This is a genomic window from Pseudomonas sp. Sample_21 (assembly GCF_004307525.1).
GTDB lineage: Bacteria > Pseudomonadota > Gammaproteobacteria > Pseudomonadales > Pseudomonadaceae > Aquipseudomonas > Aquipseudomonas atacamensis.
The window spans coordinates 1-19,136 of sequence record NZ_RCNZ01000036.1 but is presented as its reverse complement, the minus strand read 5'-3'; the positions used below and the strand labels follow the sequence as shown (position 1 = coordinate 19,136).

17 protein-coding genes and 1 pseudogene are annotated in these 19,136 nt (G+C 61.1%); 11 read left to right on the top strand and 7 right to left on the bottom strand.

Annotated features, from left to right (window positions below; all coding sequences use genetic code 11):
- Positions 1-2 precede the first annotated feature (2 nt).
- Positions 3-308 carry a DUF6482 family protein gene (locus D8U71_RS04615; RefSeq protein WP_016774774.1) on the top strand — a complete coding sequence of 102 codons (306 nt, stop codon included), beginning with the start codon at positions 3-5 and terminating at the stop codon, positions 306-308.
- 126 nt (positions 309-434) lie between these two features.
- On the top strand, positions 435-1,238 hold the full coding sequence (locus D8U71_RS04610; protein WP_016774775.1) for a DUF1206 domain-containing protein: 804 nt from the start codon (positions 435-437) through the stop codon (positions 1,236-1,238).
- A gap of 42 nt (positions 1,239-1,280) precedes the next feature.
- Here the strand turns inward: D8U71_RS04610 and D8U71_RS04605 are convergent, their stop codons facing one another.
- The gene (locus tag D8U71_RS04605) at positions 1,281-2,582 is read right to left on the bottom strand and encodes an Nramp family divalent metal transporter (RefSeq protein ID WP_024013001.1); all 1,302 of its coding nucleotides are present in this window, start codon (positions 2,580-2,582) and stop codon (positions 1,281-1,283) included.
- Positions 2,583-2,847: 265 nt separating this feature from the next.
- Here D8U71_RS04605 and D8U71_RS04600 point away from each other — a divergent pair, with 265 nt between their 5' ends.
- Positions 2,848-3,981 (top strand): lactonase family protein, encoded by a 1,134-nt coding sequence (locus D8U71_RS04600; protein WP_130887245.1) that lies wholly within the window; start codon positions 2,848-2,850, stop codon positions 3,979-3,981.
- Between the two features lie 118 nt (positions 3,982-4,099).
- Positions 4,100-5,341, top strand: coding sequence for an MFS transporter (locus D8U71_RS04595; RefSeq protein WP_130887244.1), 1,242 nt, complete (start codon positions 4,100-4,102; stop codon positions 5,339-5,341).
- A 1-nt stretch (position 5,342) separates the two neighbouring features.
- Here the strand turns inward: D8U71_RS04595 and D8U71_RS04590 are convergent, their stop codons facing one another.
- Together D8U71_RS04590 and rclC are read right to left on the bottom strand one after the other, a co-directional pair.
- Positions 5,343-5,570, bottom strand: a complete 228-nt coding sequence (locus tag D8U71_RS04590; protein WP_130887243.1) for a DUF2790 domain-containing protein — start codon at positions 5,568-5,570, stop codon at positions 5,343-5,345.
- Positions 5,571-5,600: 30 nt separating this feature from the next.
- Positions 5,601-6,176, bottom strand: a complete 576-nt coding sequence (gene rclC / locus D8U71_RS04585; protein ID WP_130887242.1) for a reactive chlorine resistance membrane protein RclC — start codon at positions 6,174-6,176, stop codon at positions 5,601-5,603.
- A gap of 125 nt (positions 6,177-6,301) precedes the next feature.
- Between rclC and D8U71_RS04580 the strand changes: the two genes are divergently transcribed.
- Both D8U71_RS04580 and D8U71_RS04575 read left to right on the top strand, forming a co-directional pair.
- On the top strand, positions 6,302-7,207 hold the full coding sequence (locus tag D8U71_RS04580; RefSeq protein ID WP_130887241.1) for an AraC family transcriptional regulator: 906 nt from the start codon (positions 6,302-6,304) through the stop codon (positions 7,205-7,207).
- A 155-nt stretch (positions 7,208-7,362) separates the two neighbouring features.
- Positions 7,363-8,139 (top strand): alpha/beta hydrolase, encoded by a 777-nt coding sequence (locus tag D8U71_RS04575; protein ID WP_125927074.1) that lies wholly within the window; start codon positions 7,363-7,365, stop codon positions 8,137-8,139.
- A gap of 27 nt (positions 8,140-8,166) precedes the next feature.
- On the opposite strand, the gene D8U71_RS04570 is transcribed toward D8U71_RS04575, so the two are convergent.
- Entirely contained in the window at positions 8,167-9,087 is a 921-nt protein-coding gene (locus tag D8U71_RS04570; protein ID WP_016774781.1) for a LysR family transcriptional regulator, read from the bottom strand.
- 43 nt (positions 9,088-9,130) lie between these two features.
- On the opposite strand from D8U71_RS04570, the pseudogene D8U71_RS28790 reads away from it, so the two are divergent.
- A pseudogene (locus D8U71_RS28790) lies at positions 9,131-9,220 on the top strand (metal ABC transporter ATP-binding protein); the annotation flags it as partial.
- Between the two features lie 20 nt (positions 9,221-9,240).
- Here the strand turns inward: D8U71_RS28790 and D8U71_RS04560 are convergent.
- The gene (locus D8U71_RS04560) at positions 9,241-9,870 is read right to left on the bottom strand and encodes a glutathione S-transferase (RefSeq protein ID WP_024013009.1); all 630 of its coding nucleotides are present in this window, start codon (positions 9,868-9,870) and stop codon (positions 9,241-9,243) included.
- Between the two features lie 285 nt (positions 9,871-10,155).
- Here D8U71_RS04560 and D8U71_RS04555 point away from each other — a divergent pair, with 285 nt between their 5' ends.
- Both D8U71_RS04555 and D8U71_RS04550 read left to right on the top strand, forming a co-directional pair.
- Positions 10,156-12,207: a pyridoxamine 5'-phosphate oxidase family protein gene (locus tag D8U71_RS04555; RefSeq protein WP_130887240.1), complete on the top strand. Its 2,052-nt coding sequence runs from the start codon at positions 10,156-10,158 to the stop codon at positions 12,205-12,207.
- Between the two features lie 18 nt (positions 12,208-12,225).
- Positions 12,226-12,438 carry a hypothetical protein gene (locus D8U71_RS04550; RefSeq protein WP_130887239.1) on the top strand — a complete coding sequence of 71 codons (213 nt, stop codon included), beginning with the start codon at positions 12,226-12,228 and terminating at the stop codon, positions 12,436-12,438.
- Here the strand turns inward: D8U71_RS04550 and gabP are convergent.
- Together gabP and D8U71_RS04540 are read right to left on the bottom strand one after the other, a co-directional pair.
- Positions 12,435-13,841: a GABA permease gene (gabP, locus tag D8U71_RS04545; RefSeq protein WP_130887238.1), complete on the bottom strand. Its 1,407-nt coding sequence runs from the start codon at positions 13,839-13,841 to the stop codon at positions 12,435-12,437. The two genes, D8U71_RS04550 and gabP, sit on opposite strands and share 4 nt — an antisense overlap.
- A 235-nt stretch (positions 13,842-14,076) precedes the next feature.
- The gene (locus D8U71_RS04540; RefSeq protein ID WP_130887237.1) at positions 14,077-16,203 is read right to left on the bottom strand and encodes a TonB-dependent siderophore receptor; all 2,127 of its coding nucleotides are present in this window, start codon (positions 16,201-16,203) and stop codon (positions 14,077-14,079) included.
- A 266-nt stretch (positions 16,204-16,469) separates the two neighbouring features.
- On the opposite strand from D8U71_RS04540, the gene paoC reads away from it, so the two are divergent.
- Both paoC and D8U71_RS04530 read left to right on the top strand, forming a co-directional pair.
- Positions 16,470-18,680: an aldehyde oxidoreductase molybdenum-binding subunit PaoC gene (gene paoC, locus D8U71_RS04535; protein ID WP_130887236.1), complete on the top strand. Its 2,211-nt coding sequence runs from the start codon at positions 16,470-16,472 to the stop codon at positions 18,678-18,680.
- Between the two features lie 25 nt (positions 18,681-18,705).
- Positions 18,706-19,038 (top strand): hypothetical protein, encoded by a 333-nt coding sequence (locus D8U71_RS04530; protein WP_125927081.1) that lies wholly within the window; start codon positions 18,706-18,708, stop codon positions 19,036-19,038.
- Positions 19,039-19,136: the final 98 nt, after the last annotated feature.

Below are 19,136 nucleotides of genomic sequence, written 5' to 3'. Positions count from 1 at the left end.
GCATGAATCTGCAAACCCTCACCGAACGTGCGGCCAACAGTGAAGTTCGCGAACTGGAGCTGCTGTCACTCGAAGGTGGTTTTTATCTGGCGAGGATTCGCGTGGATCAAGGCCAGTTCACCTTGCTCGATGATGCGGCCAAACCAATGCACCTGCGTTCGATCACCCACCTGCGCGACTTGCTGCAAACCGTGCCGGCGTTTCCCTGCGTGCTGGTGCAGCAATGCGTGCACGACGAAATGTGCGGCCGGGATTCAGGGCCGGTCGAAGAGCTGCGCATTCCATTTTCGCTGACCACGCCGTTATGACGCTGAAGCGAGGCGAGCGCTGAATGGCAGGCTGATAAAGCGCGCGTCGCCCACCGGCGACGCATTTATCGAACCCCTGCCCCGTCCACGGGTCTGCTTCACATCGATTCCCTGGAAGTAAATCCCATGTCCACTCAACACACACTTGTCCTGCTTGCCCGAGGCGGATACGCCGCGCGCGGCGTTCTGTATCTGATCATCGGCATCTTCGCGCTGCTGGCGGCGCACGACTCCACCAAACCGAAAGACAGTCACAAAAGCCTTGAAGCATTGCTCAGCCAGCCCTTCGGCTACGTGCTGATCGGTGTTGTGGTCGCCGGCCTGCTGGCCTTCGCCGCCTGGCGTGCGCTGCAAGCGATCCGCGATGTCGACCACCACGGCAGCGAGTTCAAAGGCCTGGTCATTCGCGCAGGTCTGCTCGCCGGCGGGCTGGTCAACGCGGCGCTGGCCTTCTTTGCCTTGGGTCTGTTGGTGAGTGGCCTCAGGAGTTCGGGCGGTTCCGGCGATGGCAAGACCAAGGATCTGCTCGCGCAGCTGCTGTCATTCGAACACTCGAACCTGCTGATCTACCTGATCGCGCTGATCCCGCTGGGCGTCGGTATCGCCCACATCATCAAAGGCTGGAAGGCCACGTTCGAGAAATACTTCGAAGCGGATGACGAAGTGATGCGCTACGTGCGCCCGGTGTCGCGCTTTGGCCTGATTGCCCGAGGCGTGGTGTTTATCGAGATTGCAGTGTTGATGGCGGTCAGCGGCTCGGTTTACCAAGCGACCAATCCACCCGGCATGAAGGAAGCGCTGGATGCTTTGCAGAATCTGCCGGCAGGCGGCGTGCTGTTGATGCTGATGGCGTTGGGGCTGATCGCGTTTTCGGTGTACAGCTTTTCCGAAGCGGCCTGGCGCCGGATCGAAATGGATGTGCCGTTGTAAGCGGCGATTCGAGGGGGCGTTTGCCCCCTCGACTGCTTCCCATCAAGTAAACAGATCAACGCCCAACTGGAACGCTACCCATAGCGCCAGACCTGTAGCAAACATCAGCGCGATGTTTTCAAACAGGTTGTTGCGGTACTGCTTGTCCAGCAGCGATTTCTGGTTGGACATGATCAGCAAGCCCAGGGAAATCACCGGCAAACCAATGATGTTCAATGCGCTGACACCAATGGTCAGGGTGACGAAATCCGGCATGCCCGGCATCGACCAGATCAGCGGCGTGACCAGAATGAACAGCATGAACCACTTGTGCATCGGGTCGTGATGGAACTCTTTACCGTACTTCTCGCGACGCTCAGGACGAACATGCTGGAAGGCATCGGTGATCAGCATCGGAAACGCCGTGGTCTTGCCTGAAATACTGGCAAACAAGGTCGCGAACACGCCGATGAAGAACACATACCAGCCGATCGGGCCGAAGAAGATTTCCAGTGCCTTGCCCAGATCGCCCAAGGTTTTCACCTCGATGCCATTGGGCCGCAGGATTTCCGCACCGACGATCCAGATCGCCAGGTTGATGATGATCCCGACAAACACCGCAAACAGCAGATCGTTACGTTGAATGCGCTTGTGCTGCGGCCCGGTCCAGCCTTTCTGGCGCATGACATAGGGGTGCACGAAGTTGGCGATCGAGCCGGCAACCGCGCCGATCACTGAAACCGCCACCAGCAACGCGCCATGCACGCCTTCGTCCGGCGGAATGCTGAAACCGATGGTGCCTTTGATGATGCCGCTGACATCCGGGCCGGACATCACCGCCAATGCGATGAACGCCAGGGTCATGATCGCCAGCAGCAGCTTCATCACGCCTTCGATCATCGTGTAGATGTTGCGCCCGACCAGCATCCAGACCGCCAGCACCACCGCCACCGAGCACAGCAATGGCTGATCGATCTTGAACAGCATCGCCAGCGACTCCCCTGCCCCCTTGATCATGTAGGCGTTCATCAAGTGCCCCATCAACAGGGCATAAACCAGCATGAACCAGGCAAACACCGGGTTGAGCTGGGCGTAGCCCTGCAGAATGGTCATGCCCTGGTTATTGCACAGCTGGAACCGGGCAATGATGTTGACGATCAGGTATCTAAGCAACAGCGAGACCGCCAGCACCCACATCATCGCGTAGCCGTAGTTCGCACCGGCCACTGAAGACGTGATGAGATCGCCCGCACCGAGCCACGACAGCACGGCGATAATGCCGGGGCCGAGCAGTTTCAGCGTACGCAGGAACAGGTTTTGCGGTTTTGCAGCGGCCTGATGATCGAGTGGAGCCATGCTCGTCATAGGGGTATCTCCGTTATTGTTTTTGTGAGAGTTGTTGCACTGCGCACATTAGGTAGGATGTCGTACAACAACGCTAACGGGAGAGTATGTAGAAATGTGTCAAACCTCAATCACGACCACCCTCTCCGATCATTTCCGCTGATCAAAATCATCTAGAACAAGCACGTCAAATAAGCGTAGCGACGTTACAGGCCTACGAAATAGCCATTGATGGCCCAGCCAATCACTCATAGGATGACTGATCACAACAACAATAAGGCTGAAAATGATGAAAAGATCCCTCTTGATCGCTGCGCTCGCCTCCACGTTGAGCGTGACGGCCAACGCCGCTACCTACGCTTACATCTCAAGCCCCGGCGACGGTCTGATCTCGCAATATCGCCTTGATCAGAGCAACGGCGCACTGACCCTCGTTGAGCAGATCCAGGCCGGCGACCAAGTCAATCCGATGGCGCTCACCCCGGACGGCAAAGTGCTGTTTGCAGCGTTGCGGGTCAAGCCCTTCCAGGTGCTGGGCTATCAGATCGACTCCAAAAGCGGGCACCTGACAAAGTTTACCCAAGCGCCCCTGGCAGAGAGCATGGCCTACCTGTCGACCGATCGAAAAGGTCGCTACCTGCTCGCCGCGTCCTACGGCGCCGACACCCTCAGCGTTCAGAAGATCGGCGAGGATCAGCAACCTTCCGCCGATATCGTTCGCTACAAGACCGGCCTGCATGCCCATTCTATTCGCACCGAGCCGAGCAATCGCTTTGCCTACGCTGGCAACCTGGGCACCGACAAGGTGCTGCAATATCGCCTGGACGCCAAGACTGGCGAGCTCAGCCCGATCGGCAACGGCTCGGTCAGCGTTCCGGAGAAAACCGGCCCCCGGCACCTGGCGTTCTCGCCGAACGGCAAATTCCTTTACGTGGTCGGTGAAATGAGCGGCACCGTGACGGCGTTTTCGATCGACGACACCAGCGGCGCGTTGACCCGAATTGCTGAAGCCAATGGCATTCCCGAACGTTTGCAACTGGCTCACGGCGCAGTTCGGGATGCGCGCAACAACGACCTGAAAGACGACCCGACCCCGCGTATCTGGGCCGCTGACCTGCGCATGTCGCCGGATGGAAAACTGCTGCTGATGAGTGAGCGCACCAGCAGCAGCGTTTCGGCATTTACCGTGGATCCGGCAACCGGAGGACTGAAGTTCCTCGATAACTACTCAGTGCAGGAACAACAACCACGCAACATCGCCTTCTCTCCCGATGGCCGCTGGCTGCTGGTGACGGGCGAGAAAAGCACCAAGGTCGGTACGTACGCGGTGAGCAAGGATGGCGCGCTGAAGCGTGTCGGTGAAGCGGCCTCCGGCAAAGGCGCGTTATGGATCGAAGTACTGCAAACGCCTGACGCATGAATATCTGCGGAGCAGCAACTGCTCCGCCGTTCTGCAACTAATCCCCCGCCGCTTCGGTCATTAGGTTTGCCGAGGTTGATACATTTTCGCAGACCTCACTTTCAAGAGACTGCCCAACGTGATCAGCCATCTCGATCGCCGCAACAACCGCTCGCTGGACAGTCTGAATTTCTTCCTCGCCGATGTCCGCGACGGCCTCGGGCCGTACCTCGCCATCTACTTGCTCGCCGTGCACCACTGGGACCCGGCCAGTATCGGCGTGGTCATGACCATTGCCGGTATCGCCGCACTGATCACGCAGACGCCCGCTGGTGCGCTGGTTGACAGCAGCCGGGCGAAACGTGCGCTGGTAATCGTCGCCGCGCTGTTGGTCACGGTGAGTTGTCTGCTCCTGCCGTTCATTTCGTCATTCAGTCTGGTGGCATTGACTCAAGCCTTGAGCGCGGCGGCAGCGTCAATTTTCGCCCCGGCGATTTCCGCGATCACCCTGGGCATCACCGGCCCACGAGCATTCACCCGGCGTACCGGTCGCAACGAGACGTTCAACCATGCCGGCAACGCGTGCGCGGCGTTATTGGCCGGTTTGTTTGCCTATCTGTTCGGTCCGGTGGCGGTGTTTTATCTGATGGCGGTCATGGCGCTGGCCAGCGTGATTGCCGTGCTGTTCGTTTCGGCAGAAGCGATAGATCACGACGTCGCGCGCGGTTTGCAGCCTGGCGATCAAAGCCATCAGCCGTCCGGATTCAAGGTACTGCTGAGCAATCGCCCGTTGCTGATGTTTGCCCTGTGCTGCGCGCTGTTCCACTTGGCCAACGCGGCGATGCTGCCGCTGGTGAGCCAGAAACTCGCCCAAGCCAATTTGCACATGGCCACACCGCTGACGTCGGCGTGTATCGTCGCCGCGCAACTGGTCATGGTGCCGATGGCGCTGCTGGCCGGTGCGAAAGCGGATGTCTGGGGGCGCAAACCGTTATTGCTGGCGGGTTTTCTGATCCTGCCGCTGCGCGGGTTGCTCTACACCTTCTCGGATGATCCGTACTGGCTGGTCGCGGTGCAGTTGCTCGACGGCGTCGGCGCTGGTTTGTTCGGCGCGCTGTTCCCGGTGATGGTCAAGGATCTGACCCTCGGCTCCGGGCATTTCAATGTCAGCCTCGGCGCGCTGACCACAGCGTTTGGTCTGGGCGCGGCGCTGAGCAATGGGCTGGCCGGATTTGTCGTCGAGGCCGCCGGTTACAGCGCGGCATTCCTGACTCTCGCCGGAGTTGCAGCGGCAGCATTCCTGCTGCTGTTGATCGCTGTTCCGGAACCGCTGCAGCGGACTGAGAAAATCGAGTCCGCTGCAGTTATGGGCCAAACCTGAGCTAATCGCCACCGCAGCCATTGCCGAGCACGTTGTACGTGGCGACATGCCGCTGGCCGTGGCTGTCTTCATAGACGACCTCCACCGGAACAATTCCGCAGGCGGCGCTGGTGTCGGTGATGCTGATGGTTTTGGCGATGTCCAGTGGCACGCTGGTTTGTGCAGGTTCGGTGGCGGCGAAGACGTTGCCGGCGAGGATGGCCAGGGTCAAAGCAATAAACGTTTTCATCGTGTGATCTCTCTATAAATGATGAGGAATTCAGGCCTGACGTTCAGTCAGCAATTGGCGCGCGGAATCGGCCATGACCGGCAGCGCTCCGGCGAGCATCAGGACGTCCTTGAGCACCAGGCGTCCGGCGCCGGACAGATAGGGAAAGCCATGCTGACCATCGCCCAGCGCAGCGACCCAGGCTTCCGGCGTGGTGATCAGAAAGCTCAGGGTCACCAGCGGCGTAGCGAACGCCAGCGCGCCACCGAGCAGGCCGGTGCGGCGGGAAAGCGGGTTGGACAGAACCAGCAGACCGATGAGGATTTCCACCACGCCAAGCCCGGTGGAAAAGCCGTAGGTGTTGTTCGCGGTCTGCCAGGCGCGCCTGTCGGCGTTCAGCTCGCCCTCATGGGTCAGGTGCGCCTTGTAGTCCTGCGGGTGTTCGTAGAAGAACGACATCACCGGGCTGTTGGCGACGAAGGGCGTGATGCTGTCGGCTTCGTACGGGACGAATTTCAGCGCGCCGATCCACAGGAAGACGATGGCGATGGCCACGCGCATCAGCGGGATACCGAGGCGATCGAGTTTGCCGAGCTGTTGTAGTCCGGCGTTGATTGAGGTGAACATGCGACGTCTCCAGATCAATGAAAGTGGAGTCAGTCTGCGGTGCTACCGAATCGCGCTTTTGTCGGTCATGCTCAACGTCTTGCTCAATCGTCTCAACTTTGCGGATTCCTTCGTGATGGGTGCCAATGAACTCGCTCGATAAGCTCATCAGCCTGGCCAACGTGCGCGGCAGCCTCGATCTGCGTTGCCAGTTTCAAGGCGATTGGGCGCGCGATCATCAACAGGAAGCCTTGGGCAAGGCGCCCTACCACGTCGTGCTCAAAGGTGAATGCCGGGTGGAACTGGCCAGCGGACAACGCCTGGCGATGCGCGCCGGCGATATTCTGCTGTTGCCACGGGGGACGCCACATGTGCTGCACAGTGCCGGCAAAAACGTAGCGCCGATGTCGCCAACGCTGATTCCCGGCGGGGTGTTGCCGATCTATCGGCTGGGCGGCGCGAGCGCCGATCTGGACATGCTCTGCGGTGGCTTTCACTACAACCGCGCGTCGATGCTGTTCGCCGCCCTCCCCGATAACCTGTTGATTGCCAACGATGGCTTGCCGATGGATGCGCCGCTGACCGCCCTGATTGCGCTGTTGCGCAGCGAAGCCGACAGCGAACAGCCGGGTGCACGCTTTCTCCTCGATTCACTGTCCCAAGCCTTGTTCACCTTGATTCTGCGTGCGCATCTGGCCCGTGCGGAGCAGGACAAGAGCACCCTGGCGCTGCTAGGCGACCAGCGCCTCGGCCGAACCTGTCAGGCGATACTGGCCGACCCGGCGCACGAATGGACTATCGAAGCCATGGCCGACACCGCGAACATGTCCCGTGCAACGTTCATGCGCACCTTCGCCCGGGTCGCTGGCGTGTCGCCGTGGGTGCTGCTGACCCAGTTGCGCATGGAGCTGGCGTTCAGTCTGCTGAGCCATTCGCATCTGGGCCTGAACGACATTGCCGTACAGGTCGGCTATCAGTCGCAGGCTGCCTTCAGCAAGAAATTCAAGGAAATCTACGGCGAGGCCCCGGGCAAAGTCCGCCGCGCGATCTGATTGAATGGATCGCTTTGTATCAGCGTGTAGCTTTCACCGACACAGATACATACGCATGCGAAGTTCGGCCGTGCGCACACACAACTGACACATTTAGCGCGCTAAATACCACTGTCGCTTCCATTCCCACCTTAACCAATCGACAGGACATCACCATGAACAAAGTCTTCGCAACCCTCGCCCTTACCGCCGCCATGTTCGGCGCCACCGCTGCGTTCGCCGCGCCGGTCAAACCTACCGTGGTGCTGGTACACGGCGCATTCGCCGATTCGAGCAGCTGGAACGGCGTGGTCAAGATTCTCGAGAAGGATGGCTACCCGGTGATCGCCGCCGCCAACCCGCTGCGCTCGGTCAAGGGTGATGCGCAATCGGTGGCGGATGTGCTGGCCAGCGTGAAAACCCCGGTGGTGCTGGTCGGCCACTCTTACGGTGGCCCGGTGATCAGCGAAGCCGCTTACGGCAATGCCAATGTCAAAGCGCTGGTGTACGTCGCTGCGTTCGCTCCGGAAAAGGGTGAAACCGCAGCCGAATTGTCCGGCCGCTTCCCTGGCAGCACTCTTGGCCCGACCCTGTCGGCCCCGGTTGAGCTGGCCGATGGTGGCAAGGATTTGTACATCCAGCAGGACAAATTCCATGAGCAGTTCGCAGCCGATGTTTCCCCGGCAGATGCGAAGTTGATGGCCGCGACCCAGCGCCCGGTGACCGTCGCCGCGCTCAACGAAGCCGCCACCGAGCCCGCATGGAAAACCGTGCCGTCGTACTTCGTCTACGGTGACCAGGACAAGAACATCCCGGCGCAAGCCCTGGCGTTCATGGCCGAGCGCGCGCACTCCAAGCAGACCGTCGTGGTCAAAGGCGCTTCGCACGTGGTGATGGTGTCCAACCCGAAAGCCGTTGCCAGCCTGATCGAAACCGCTGCGGCCGCAAACTGATCCAGCGCTGAGTTGAACCTTGAAGCCTTAGCCGTGAACCCTGTTCACGGCTTTCAACGCTGGGTGGTGTTGCAGCCGCTCGCTGAGAAAATCCACAAACGTGCGCACCTTCGCCGGTACGCGCGGATGTTTCAGATAGACCAGTTGCACCGGTAACGCCGGCGGCTCAAAGGCCTGCAACACCAATTCCAGTTCACCGGCCGCAACCTGGCTGGCGACTTGATAAGACAGCACCCGGGTAATGCCCCAACCGGAACTGGCGATGTTGATCGCCGCCTGATTCGCGGTGACCACCAGACGCGGTTCGAAGCGAAAGCTCAACGGGCCATCGGCATGGGCGAATTGCCAATCGCTGAGCAAATGACTGGCGGACGACATGACGATATTGGCGCGGCTCAGCTCGTTCGGATGTTGCGGTCGGCCATAGCGGGCGAAGTAATCCGGCGTGCCGCAAATCACTTGGCGGACCTCGCCGACCTTGATTGCATGCTGATTGTTTTCGTGCAGATGGCCGATGCGTACGGCGACATCGATACCCTCTTCCGCCATGTTCACCACGCGATCGACCAGCAACGCCTTCAGATGCACTGAAGGAAACGCATCGACGTATTGCGCCAGCAACGGCGCGATGAACAGCTCGCCAAACAACACCGACGCGGTCACGCTCAAGTGCCCGCACGGCACCCGATAACTGCCGGCGGCCGCCTCTTCGGCTTCGTCGACGTCGCACAGAATTCTTCGGCAATCGTCCAGATAACGATGCCCGGCTTCGGTCAGGTGCAGGCTGCGCGTGGTGCGCGACAACAGGCGCGTGCCGATGCGTTGCTCCAGCGCGGCAATGGCGCGGGTGACGCTGGGGGGCGAGGTGTTCAAACGCCGGGCCGCCGCCGCAAAGCCACCCTCCTCGGCCACGGCCAGGAACATGCGCATTTCCTGAAAACGATCCATAGACGGGATCCTGTAAAAAACTTCGAAAACACAGTGAAATCATGTGGGAGCGAGCCTGCTCGCGAAGGCATTCTGTCAGTCAACATCACCGTTGAATGACACACCGCTTTCGCGAGCAGGCTCGCTCCCACAGGATATGTGCATCGTTGTGAATCAAGCTGTTTGCAGGCCCACCGCTGTACGCTGCATGCCGACGAATTTCGGCAGCGCCTCGACCCGCGCCAGCCACGCCCGCACATTCGGGTAATCCTCCAGCGAGACATTGCCTTCCGGTGCGTGGGCGACGTAAGTGTAGGCGGCCACATCGGCAACGGTTGCCTTATCGCCGGCAAGGAATGCGCTGTTGGCCAACTCGTCTTCCATCACCTGCAATAAAGCGTGGGAACGCTTGATCGCATCAGCCGCGTCGTAACCGGCGCCGAACACCGTGATCAAGCGTGCCGTGGCCGGGCCGGAGCTGATCTGCCCGGCGGCCACCGATAACCAGCGTTGCACCTTGGCTTGCTCGACCGGATCGCTCGGCAGCCACTGGCCGTTGCCGTATTTGCTCGCCAGATAAACCAGAATGCCGTTGGAATCCGCGAGCACCGTGCCGTTGTCATCAATCACCGGCACCTGGCCGAAACGGTTGAGGGCGAGGAATTCAGGGGTTTTGTGGGCGCCCTTCATCAGGTCGACGAACACCAGTTCGGTCGGCACATCCAGCAGGGACAACATCAACTCGACGCGATGCGAGTGGCCGGACAACGGATGGCGGTACAGTTTGACGGCTGACTGAGACATGACGTGCTCCTGGATTATTTGAGGTCGACCCGCTGATCGTGTCGATGGAGCTCATCCTGCTCCCCTGCCGCAAATCGCGGAATCCTCAGCAAATACAATCGAGCATTTCAGCCAGTGAAATAATCACCCGCCTCCTTAGGCACGCGCAGGGATCATTTCACCGAGTGAAACAGTGGATTGCAGTTTCTGGCCATTCCCTCGCAACCGGCCGAGGGCGAACATGAGCCCACTTGAGCTTCAGCCCCTGGCGGCTCACCGGCCCGTTTGCACCCGAGGAGAATCGAAATGGACACAGCGTCGAAACCGCAGCCCTCGCCCTGGCATGAAGGTGAGCTGACCCTGCAACGTGCCGTCGGCGCGGTGGAGATGATGGTCGGTGTCGGTCAGCGGCAACTGGCCCGCGACTGGATGCCGGACCAGCACCGCGAGTTCTATGCGCAACTGCCCTTCGTCGTACTCGGCGCTGTCGACAGCCAGGGCGATCCGTGGGCGACGCTGCGCACCGGTCAACCGGGGTTCATGGATTCGCCGTCACCACAGGTTCTGAACATCAAACTCGACGCGCAGCCCAATGACCCGGCCAATCAAGGCCTGCAACCCGGCGATGCGATCGGCATGCTCGGCATCGAGCTGCACACCCGTCGGCGCAATCGCATGAACGGCAATATCAGCCGCCGCGATGACAACATTCTTGAGATCGGCGTGACCCAGGCTTACGGCAACTGCCCGCGCTATATCAACCTGCGCCATTACGCCTTCGTCGACGAGACCACCGACAACGCGCTCGACTTGCCGATCAGCGAACCCTTGGTGCGCGACATGATCACCGCCGCCGACTCGTTCTACGTGGCCACTTACGTGGTGCGCGACGGCGAGCGCCAAGTCGACGTGTCCCATCGCGGTGGAAAATCCGGCTTCGTGCACATGGACGAGGACGGCACCCTGACCATCCCGGATTTCTCCGGCAATCTGTTCTTCAACACCTTGGGCAACATCCTGCTCAACCCGCGCGCCGGGCTGACCTTTATCGATTTCGAAAGCGGCGATCTGTTGCAGATGACCGGCAGCGCAGAAGTGCTGCTCGACGATCCGCAAATCGCCGCGTTCCAGGGCGCCGAGCGCCTGTGGCGCTTCAAGCCGCAGCGCATCGTTTACCGTCAGGCCGCGCTGCCACTGCGCTGGGCCGAGCAGCCGGAAGGCGATTCGCCCAACTCGCAAATGACCGGCAGCTGGGAACAGACCCGCGAGCGTCTGCAGGCCGAGGCGCTGCGCAATCAATGGCGCGCGCTGCACGTCACGCGGGTGGTCGATGAGAGTCCGCAGATCCGCTCCTTTTACCTGCAAGCCAACGATGGCTTCGGCCTGCCGCGCTTTGAACCGGGCCAGCACTTGCCGATCAAGGTCTTGCTCGACGGTCAGGATGCCGCGTCGATCCGCACCTACAGCGTGTCCAGCGCGCCGTCGGACGAGTTCCTGCGCATCAGCGTCAAACGCGATGGCTCGGTATCCTCGCATCTGCATGATCGGGTCCAGGCACTGGATTTGATCGAAGCCCGCGCGCCGCAAGGCGATTTCACCGTCGACGCCACCGAACGCCGGCCACTGGTGCTGTTGGCCGCAGGGGTTGGGGTAACGCCGCTGCTGTCGATGCTGCGCGAGGTGGTCTATCAGGGCAAACGCATCAGCCGCATGCGCCCGACCTGGGTGGTGCAAAGCAGTCGCACCGTCGAGGATCTGGCCTTTCGCGAAGAAATCGACGCCTTGGCTGCGCGCGCCGGTGACAAGGTCAAGGTGCTGCGCGTGGTCAGCCAGCCGCCGCTGGACGCAACAGCGCAGGGTTACGATCATGCCGGGCGCATCGACGTCGCCCTGCTGAAGAGCCTGCTGCCGCTGGATGACTACGATTTCTACCTGTGCGGCCCGGGCAGCTTCACTCAGGCGCTGTACGACGGCTTGCGCAAAATGCGCATTCCCGATGATCGCATCCACGCCGAAACCTTCGGCCCGTCGACGCTGATCCGCGATGTCGAAATCAGCACCCCGGCGCCGCCGCAAGTGCCGGTCGCGGAAGAACCGGTCAAGGTGTTGTTCGCCACGTCCGGCAAGGAAGCACGCTGGGAACCGGGCAGCGGCACCTTGCTGGAACTGGCCGAGGCGCGTGGCTTGAACCCGGAGTTCAGCTGTCGCGGCGGCTCGTGCGGCACCTGCAAAACCCGCCTTACCAGCGGCCAGGTGCATTACCTCACCCCGCCGGCCATGCGCCTGGCGGACGACGAAGTGCTGATCTGCTGCGCCGCCCCGGCGCAGGGCAGCGAAACCCTGGTGCTGGACGTTTGATTGTTGAGGAGGTGCGCCATGAAGCCGTTTGCCGAAACCAGCGTCGTTTGGCCGCAAGAGAACACCGGACTGTCCGCCAGTGAATGCGAACGCAGCTTTTTGCTGCCGCAATTGATGGGCTCGCTCGCCAGTGAAACCTGCGCGTTGACGGGCTCATTCAATCAACGTGAGCATCTGCCTTCGAGCCCGAACGGCTGGTTTTCCCGTGGGCTCAAAGCGTTGTTTGCTTAGGCTTTGCCCACCGCCGCCACTCTGGCCGCCGGCCCGTGCTGGCGGCTGGTGATCAATCCGACGAAGGAAATCAGGAGCGCCAAGCCAATGGTCGAAGTCACTTCAAGGCGATGTTCAGGGGTGATCATCATCACTGCCAACGCCGCGCAGATAAAGGCGATGACCAGCCAGGTGAGCCAGGGAAACAGCCACATGCGCAAGGTCATTTCGACTTTCTCCCGTTCCAGTCGGCGGCGCATGCGCAACTGCGAAATGGCGATCACCAGATACACCAGCAAGGCAATTGCGCCGGAGCTGGCGAGCAGGAACTGGAACAGCCCGGCCGGCATGAAATAGCTGAGTAACGTCACGCCTGCGCCGATCACCGTGCTGGCAATGACCGCCGCGCGTGGCACGCCGGCCGCCGAAGTCATCTTCAATGCCGGCGGCGCATCGCCGCGTCGGCCCAGCGAATAGAGCATGCGCGAGGAAATGTAGATCGACGAGTTCATGCAACTGGCCACCGCGATCAATACGACCACGTCGACGAGGAATTTGGCGTTAGGAATGTTCATCAGTTCCAGTGCGCGCTGGTAGGAACCGACCGAGGCGAGCTGCGGGTCATTCCAAGGCACCACGGAAATCACCACGAAGATCGACAGCAAATAAAAAATGCCGATACGCCAGATCACCGAGCGCGTGGCCTTGGCGATGTTCTGCGCCGGGTTGTTCGACTCCGCAGCGGCGATGGTCACCGCTTCGGTGCCGATAAAACTGAACATGATGGTGATGAACGCGCCGACCACCGCCGACATACCGTTCGGAGCAAAGCCGCCGTGCTCGGCCATCAGCGTGCTCAAGCCACTGGCTTCACGCTCGGGAATCCAGCCCATCAGCACCGCAAAGCCCAGGCCGATGAAACCGATGATTGCGATGACCTTGGCCATGGCGAACCAGAATTCGAACTCGCCGTATTTCGACACGCTGAACAGGTTGGTAATCACCAGCAGCACGATCGACAGCAAGGCGAACAACCACGCATCGACCTGGGGAAACCACTGATTGAGCACGTGCCCGGCGGCCAGTGCTTCGATGGGAATTACCAGCACCCAGAACCACCAGTAGAGCCAGCCGATGGTGAACCCGGCCCAGCGGCCAATGGCTTGATCGGCGTAGGTGGAAAACGAGCCGGTGTCGGGGTGCGCCACGGCCATTTCACCGAGCATGCGCATCACCAGCACGACCAGCAGACCGGAGAACAGATAAGCGAGCAGCACCGCAGGTCCTGCGGCGGCGATGGCGTGGCCTGAGCCAACGAAAAGTCCTGCGCCGATGATGCCGGCAATGGAAAGCATGGTGACGTGACGCGGTTTGAAACCTTGCGCCAACTGACCGTTGGAGTCCTTGGGGTTCAGGCTAGTCATGGGTTCTTATTGTTCTCATGATCGACGTTTGGGCCACTGACTGAGCGTCAGGCGATCATCATTTCCGGTGTCGGCATCAGGCGAAAGCTGCGACGCAGACGCTTTGCCGACGAAATGATGCTTCACCTTACGTGGCCCGACCGCCGCGCAACTAGCCTGAGTGCGGCATGCCGATGTCTGATTTCGACATGCCACTCTCAGGCCAGCATGGGCCGGCGGCAACCGCTGCGGTGACTTACAGCGTGTAGGAAATCCCCACCTGCACGGTTCGCGGCGCGCCCGGGTAGGCGTAAACGTTGCCGAAGGCGCCTTCTTCGTAGTCGCGATCGAAGATGTTTTTCACATCGAGATTGAGGCGCACCTTGTCGTTGACCTTGTAGAAGCTCAGCAGGTCGACCACGGTGTAACTGCCCATGGAAAACGCGGTGTTGGCGGTCTGCCCGGCGCGCTCGTCGACGTATTTCAGGCCGGTGCCAAGGCCAAGGCCTTTGAGCGTGCCGTCCTGGAATTCGTACATATTGAGCAGGCTGAAGCTGTTCTTCGGGATGTTCAGCAGGCGCGTGCCGGAGCGCAGCGTGTTGTCCTTGGTCACCTCGGCGTCGACGTAAGCGTAACCGCCGACCACTCGCCACTCCGGGGTGAGATTGCCGCTGACGTTGACGTCGAAACCACGGCTGCGCACTTCACCGGCGGCGACGCTGAAGGTCGAATCCACCGGGTCGGTGGTCAGCACGTTGCGTTTTTCGATCTGGTAGATCGCCGCGTCGACGCTCAACTGCTGATCCAGCGCTTCCCACTTCACGCCCATCTCGTAGGACTTGCCTTTCTCCGGGGCGAAACCGCCGCCTTCGCGACTGGCGCCGGTGTTGGGCTTGAACGAGCGCGCGGTGTTGGCGTAGACCGCCAGGGTATCGGTCAAATCGTAGGTGACGCCGATACGCGGGGTGACGGCGTTGTCGCTGGCCTGCCAGCTCTTGCCGCCGGGCACGTAGGTTTCGTAATCGTGCTCGAAGCGCTCGAAACGTGCGCCGGCCAGCACTTTCAGTTTGTCGGTCAGGGCGACCTGATCCTGCACGAATGCCGCGTAGGTCTTGAGGTTCTCTTTGTCGTGAGTCGGTGTGCGGGTCAGCGCCGGGCGTGGCTGGCCGTAAACCGGATTGAAGATGTCGATCGGGTAGGCACTGACCGCGCCGCTGGAGCGCTGGATGATCGACTTGTAATCGTAATCTTCATACTCGATGCCGGTGAGCAAGGTGTGCTGCAGACCGCCAGTGTCGAAATGCCCGGTGAGGTTGAGCTGGGTGTCCTTGTCGGTCCATTCCAGCTTGCGGTAGTTGAAGTTGCGCCCCAGCGTGCGGCCGTCAGCGGCAATGCCGTTGGCCTCGATCGCATTGCCCTTGAGCGAGCCGTCAAGCCACTGGAAACCGCCGCCCAGGGTCCAGTCGTCGTTGAGCATGTGCTCGAAACGCAACTGCGCCATGTTGTTGTCGTTGTGCAGCTTGCCGACGTCCTTCTCGCCAAAGAAGGTATCGCGCGAGGCAGTGCCGATCTGCGCCGGGTAGCGCGTCACGCCGCGATCGAGCGGCGCGTTGTTGCGCATGAAATCGCCTTCGAAAATCAGCTTGGTCGCGTCGGTGGCCTGCCAGGTCAGCACCGGCGTGATGCCGTAGCGCTCGGTCTCGACATGATCGCGGAAAGTGTCACCGCCCTCGCCCACCACATTCAAGCGATAGGCCAGACGCCCTTCTTCGTCGAGCGGCCCGGAAGCGTCGAGGGTGCCGCGCTTTATGCCTTGGTCGTTCAATTGGCTGCCTAACGTAACGGTGCGCTCGGGCAACGGCTGTTTCGACACCACGTTGAAGGTGCCGCCGGGATCGCCACGGCCATAGAGCATGGTCGCCGGGCCGCGCAGCACTTCCAGACGCTCGATGGTATTGGCGTCAGGCATGTTCGGGTAGCCACGGTTGATCGGGAAACCGTTGCGGTAGAACTCACCGGTGGTAAAACCGCGCACGGTGAAGGTGGTCATGCCCTGCCCGCCGAAATTGTTCGCCCGACCGACGCCACCGGCGTAATCCAGCGCATCCTGCAAACGCGTCGCGCCGAGGTCTTCGACGGCATCCTTGGTCACCACACTGATCGACTGCGGGGTTTCATGAATCGAAGTGTCGGTGCGCGTGGCGCTGGCCGAACGGGTCGCGCGATAGCCCTGCACCGGGCCGTCTGCCCGTTCGTAATCCGCTGTGCCGACCACATCGGTGGCTTCCAGCTCAAGCGTTGAAGAAGTCGGTTCGGCTGACTCAGCCCACGAGGAAGAAGACAACGCCTGCAGCACACAAATGGAAAGCAGAGTTCGACGCATGAGGTGAAAACCTTTACGAATAGGCCAGAACGAAGGGCAAAACCGCCAATGAAAACGCGGCGCATGGTATACGGTCGCATTAGTAATTGAAACTTATTCTTATTTGTCATGTTGGTCAGGATTGGTGAGCGGGATTCATCACTCCATCCTGAAACCGCGCATTATCAGCAGCGCGTCGATGGCCTAGGCTCGTAGAGATCCGACGTCAATCGATGGCTGCGCCGCGCTACGTGGGCGCCGCCAGCCTGTCTGAAAGGAGTTCGCAGATGAAATTCGACACCCCGGCCGGCTCCAATCCGATCGACCAGCTGAACGTCATCGGCCAACCTGCCGACCGCATCGACGGCAAGCTGAAAACCACCGGCACCGCCCCCTACGCCTACGAGCAAAACGCAGCGGCGCCGGACGCCGCCTATGGCTATATCGTCGGCGCCGGGATCGGCAAAGGGCGCATTGCCTCGATCGATTCGACGCAAGCGCGGGAGGCGTCCGGGGTAATCGCCATCGTCACTTACGAAAACGCCGGGGCATTGGCCAAAGGCGAGTTTTACGTAGCCAGGGCCTTGGCCGGGCCGCAGGTCGATCACTATCACCAGGCCGTGGCGATTGTCGTCGCAGACACTTTTGAACAGGCGCGCGCGGCCGCCGGCTTGCTCGACATCCGCTACGTGGCCGAGCCAGGTTCATTCGATCTGGCGGCTGCGAAAGACTCCGCAACCCCACCGCCACCGGCCGGCTTCGGCCCGCCGCCGCAGACCCGCGTCGGTGACTTCGAAGGCGCCTTCAACGCTGCGCCCGTGCAAATCGATCAGCACTACAGCACGCCTGACCAGGCCCACGCGATGATGGAACCGCACGCAACCATTGCCCGCTGGAGTGGCAAGCAATTGACCTTGTGGACATCGATCCAACAGATCAACTGGGGCGTGCGCGATCTGGCGAAAACCCTCGGCATCGCCAAGGAAGATGTGCGCCTGATCTCGCCGTATATCGGCGGTGGCTTCGGCGGTAAGGGCACGATTCTTTGCGACGCAGTGTTGGCACCCCTGGCCGCTCGACATGCCGGGCGGGCGGTGAAAGTCGCGCTGCCGCGGCCGCTGATGTTCAACAACCTGACCCATCGTCCGGCGACGCTTCAGCGCCTGCGCATCGGTGCCAACCGTGACGGCGTGATCACGGCGATCGGCCACGAGAGCTGGTCGGGCAATCTGCGCGGCGGACGCGCCGAAGCGGCTACCGCGTCAACCCGATTGCTTTACGCCGGTGCCAATCGCATGACCCGTTTGAATCTCGCCGTGCTCGATCTGGCCGAGGGTTCGGCGATGCGCGCGCCGGGCGAGGCACCGGGGATGATGGCGCTGGAAATCGCCATGGATGAACTGGCGGAAAAGCTGCAAATGGATCCGCTGCAACTGCGCATCCTCAACGATTCGCAGGTCGATCCGGAGCAACCGGCGCGGCCGTTCTCCAAACGGCAGTTGGTGGAATGCCTGAACACTGGGGCCGAACGCTTCGGCTGGCGTCAGCGCAACCCTCAACCCGCTCAGCGCCGTGAGGGCGGTTGGCTGATCGGCATCGGGCTAGCCTCGGCGATTCGCGGCGCACCGACGACCGCTTCGGCGGCGCGGGTGCGTCTCGATCGTCAAGGCGTCATCACCGTGGAAACCGACATGACCGACATCGGCACCGGCAGTTACACCATCATCGCCCAGACCGCCGCCGAAATGATGGGCGTGCCGCTGGACCGTGTCGTGGTGCACTTGGGCGATTCGCGGCTTCCGGCATCGTCGGGCTCCGGCGGCCAGTGGGGCGCCGCCTCCTCCACTGCCGGCGTGTATGCCGCGTGCGTGAAACTGCGTGAGGCCGCCGCTCGCGCCGTCGGGATTGACCCGCAGCAAGCCGAGTTTGTCGATGCACAGATTCGCGCAGGCTCGCAGCAGGTTGGCTTGGCTCAGGCCGCAGCCAATGGCGAGCTGACGGGCGAGGACCGCATGGAATACGGTGACCTTGCCCAGCGCTTCGCCCAGCAGACCTTTGGCGCGCATTTCGCCGAGGTCGCGGTCAATGCGGCGACCGGCGAAATTCGCCTGCGTCGGCAACTGGCCGTGTGCGCCGCCGGGCGCATCCTCAACCCGAAAACTGCGCGCAGCCAGATCATCGGCGGCATGACCATGGGCGCCGGCGCGGCATTGATGGAAGAGCTGGCGGTGGATCATCGAATCGGCTTTTTCGTCAATCACGATCTGGCCGGATACGAGGTGCCGGTGCACGCCGACATTCCCCATCAGGAAGTCATCTTTCTCGATGAAGTCGACCCGTATGCCACCCCGTTGAAGGCCAAAGGCGTTGGCGAGTTGGGTATCAGCGGCGCCGCGGCGGCGATCGCCAATGCGATCTATAACGCTTGCGGCGTGCGGGTGCGCGATTATCCGATTACGCTGGATAAACTCATCGGCGAGTTGTCCTACCCGGTCTGAGACTGGATCACGCAGGATATCGCCCATGTACCCCACCACCCCCGATGGCCGCTATTTTGTGGTCAAGCAGCAACTCTGGCGTTGCAGCAATCCAGCGCTGCCAGCCGCCGAGCGTGAGGCATTTGTAGCCGAACTCATGTCAGCGCGGCGTGCGGTCAAAGAGGCGAAGCGTGGCGACGATGCACAGGCGTTGAAGTCAGCGAGAGCTCGCGTCAACGAGGCCAAAGTCGCGCTGGGTGAACGCGGGCCGGTGTGGTGGGATGACGGCAGCCCGGATTACAACCGATTCAAAGTGAGCAATACACCGTATGCGCAGTGGTTTGCCCAACTGCCAGACAAGAACGGCGGACCTGCCTGAGTACTGATGGCCTGTAGAACCCCAATCAAACAAGCAACGCCGGTCCCCTGTGGGAGATTCTATGATTATCCTCAAGCGATAACTGCCCCTTTCGATTG

What these genes read in the sequence shown, in the direction of transcription:
- D8U71_RS04615 (WP_016774774.1), top strand. Translation starts at nt 3, where the DNA reads ATGAATCTGCAAACCCTCACCGAACGTGCGGCCAACAGTGAAGTTCGC.
- D8U71_RS04610 (WP_016774775.1), top strand. Translation starts at nt 435, where the DNA reads ATGTCCACTCAACACACACTTGTCCTGCTTGCCCGAGGCGGATACGCC.
- D8U71_RS04605 (WP_024013001.1), bottom strand. Translation starts at nt 2,582, where the DNA reads ATGACGAGCATGGCTCCACTCGATCATCAGGCCGCTGCAAAACCGCAA.
- D8U71_RS04600 (WP_130887245.1), top strand. Translation starts at nt 2,848, where the DNA reads ATGATGAAAAGATCCCTCTTGATCGCTGCGCTCGCCTCCACGTTGAGC.
- D8U71_RS04590 (WP_130887243.1), bottom strand. Translation starts at nt 5,570, where the DNA reads ATGAAAACGTTTATTGCTTTGACCCTGGCCATCCTCGCCGGCAACGTC.
- rclC (WP_130887242.1), bottom strand. Translation starts at nt 6,176, where the DNA reads ATGTTCACCTCAATCAACGCCGGACTACAACAGCTCGGCAAACTCGAT.
- D8U71_RS04580 (WP_130887241.1), top strand. Translation starts at nt 6,302, where the DNA reads ATGAACTCGCTCGATAAGCTCATCAGCCTGGCCAACGTGCGCGGCAGC.
- D8U71_RS04575 (WP_125927074.1), top strand. Translation starts at nt 7,363, where the DNA reads ATGAACAAAGTCTTCGCAACCCTCGCCCTTACCGCCGCCATGTTCGGC.
- D8U71_RS04570 (WP_016774781.1), bottom strand. Translation starts at nt 9,087, where the DNA reads ATGGATCGTTTTCAGGAAATGCGCATGTTCCTGGCCGTGGCCGAGGAG.
- D8U71_RS04560 (WP_024013009.1), bottom strand. Translation starts at nt 9,870, where the DNA reads ATGTCTCAGTCAGCCGTCAAACTGTACCGCCATCCGTTGTCCGGCCAC.
- D8U71_RS04555 (WP_130887240.1), top strand. Translation starts at nt 10,156, where the DNA reads ATGGACACAGCGTCGAAACCGCAGCCCTCGCCCTGGCATGAAGGTGAG.
- D8U71_RS04550 (WP_130887239.1), top strand. Translation starts at nt 12,226, where the DNA reads ATGAAGCCGTTTGCCGAAACCAGCGTCGTTTGGCCGCAAGAGAACACC.
- gabP (WP_130887238.1), bottom strand. Translation starts at nt 13,841, where the DNA reads ATGACTAGCCTGAACCCCAAGGACTCCAACGGTCAGTTGGCGCAAGGT.
- D8U71_RS04540 (WP_130887237.1), bottom strand. Translation starts at nt 16,203, where the DNA reads ATGCGTCGAACTCTGCTTTCCATTTGTGTGCTGCAGGCGTTGTCTTCT.
- paoC (WP_130887236.1), top strand. Translation starts at nt 16,470, where the DNA reads ATGAAATTCGACACCCCGGCCGGCTCCAATCCGATCGACCAGCTGAAC.
- D8U71_RS04530 (WP_125927081.1), top strand. Translation starts at nt 18,706, where the DNA reads ATGTACCCCACCACCCCCGATGGCCGCTATTTTGTGGTCAAGCAGCAA.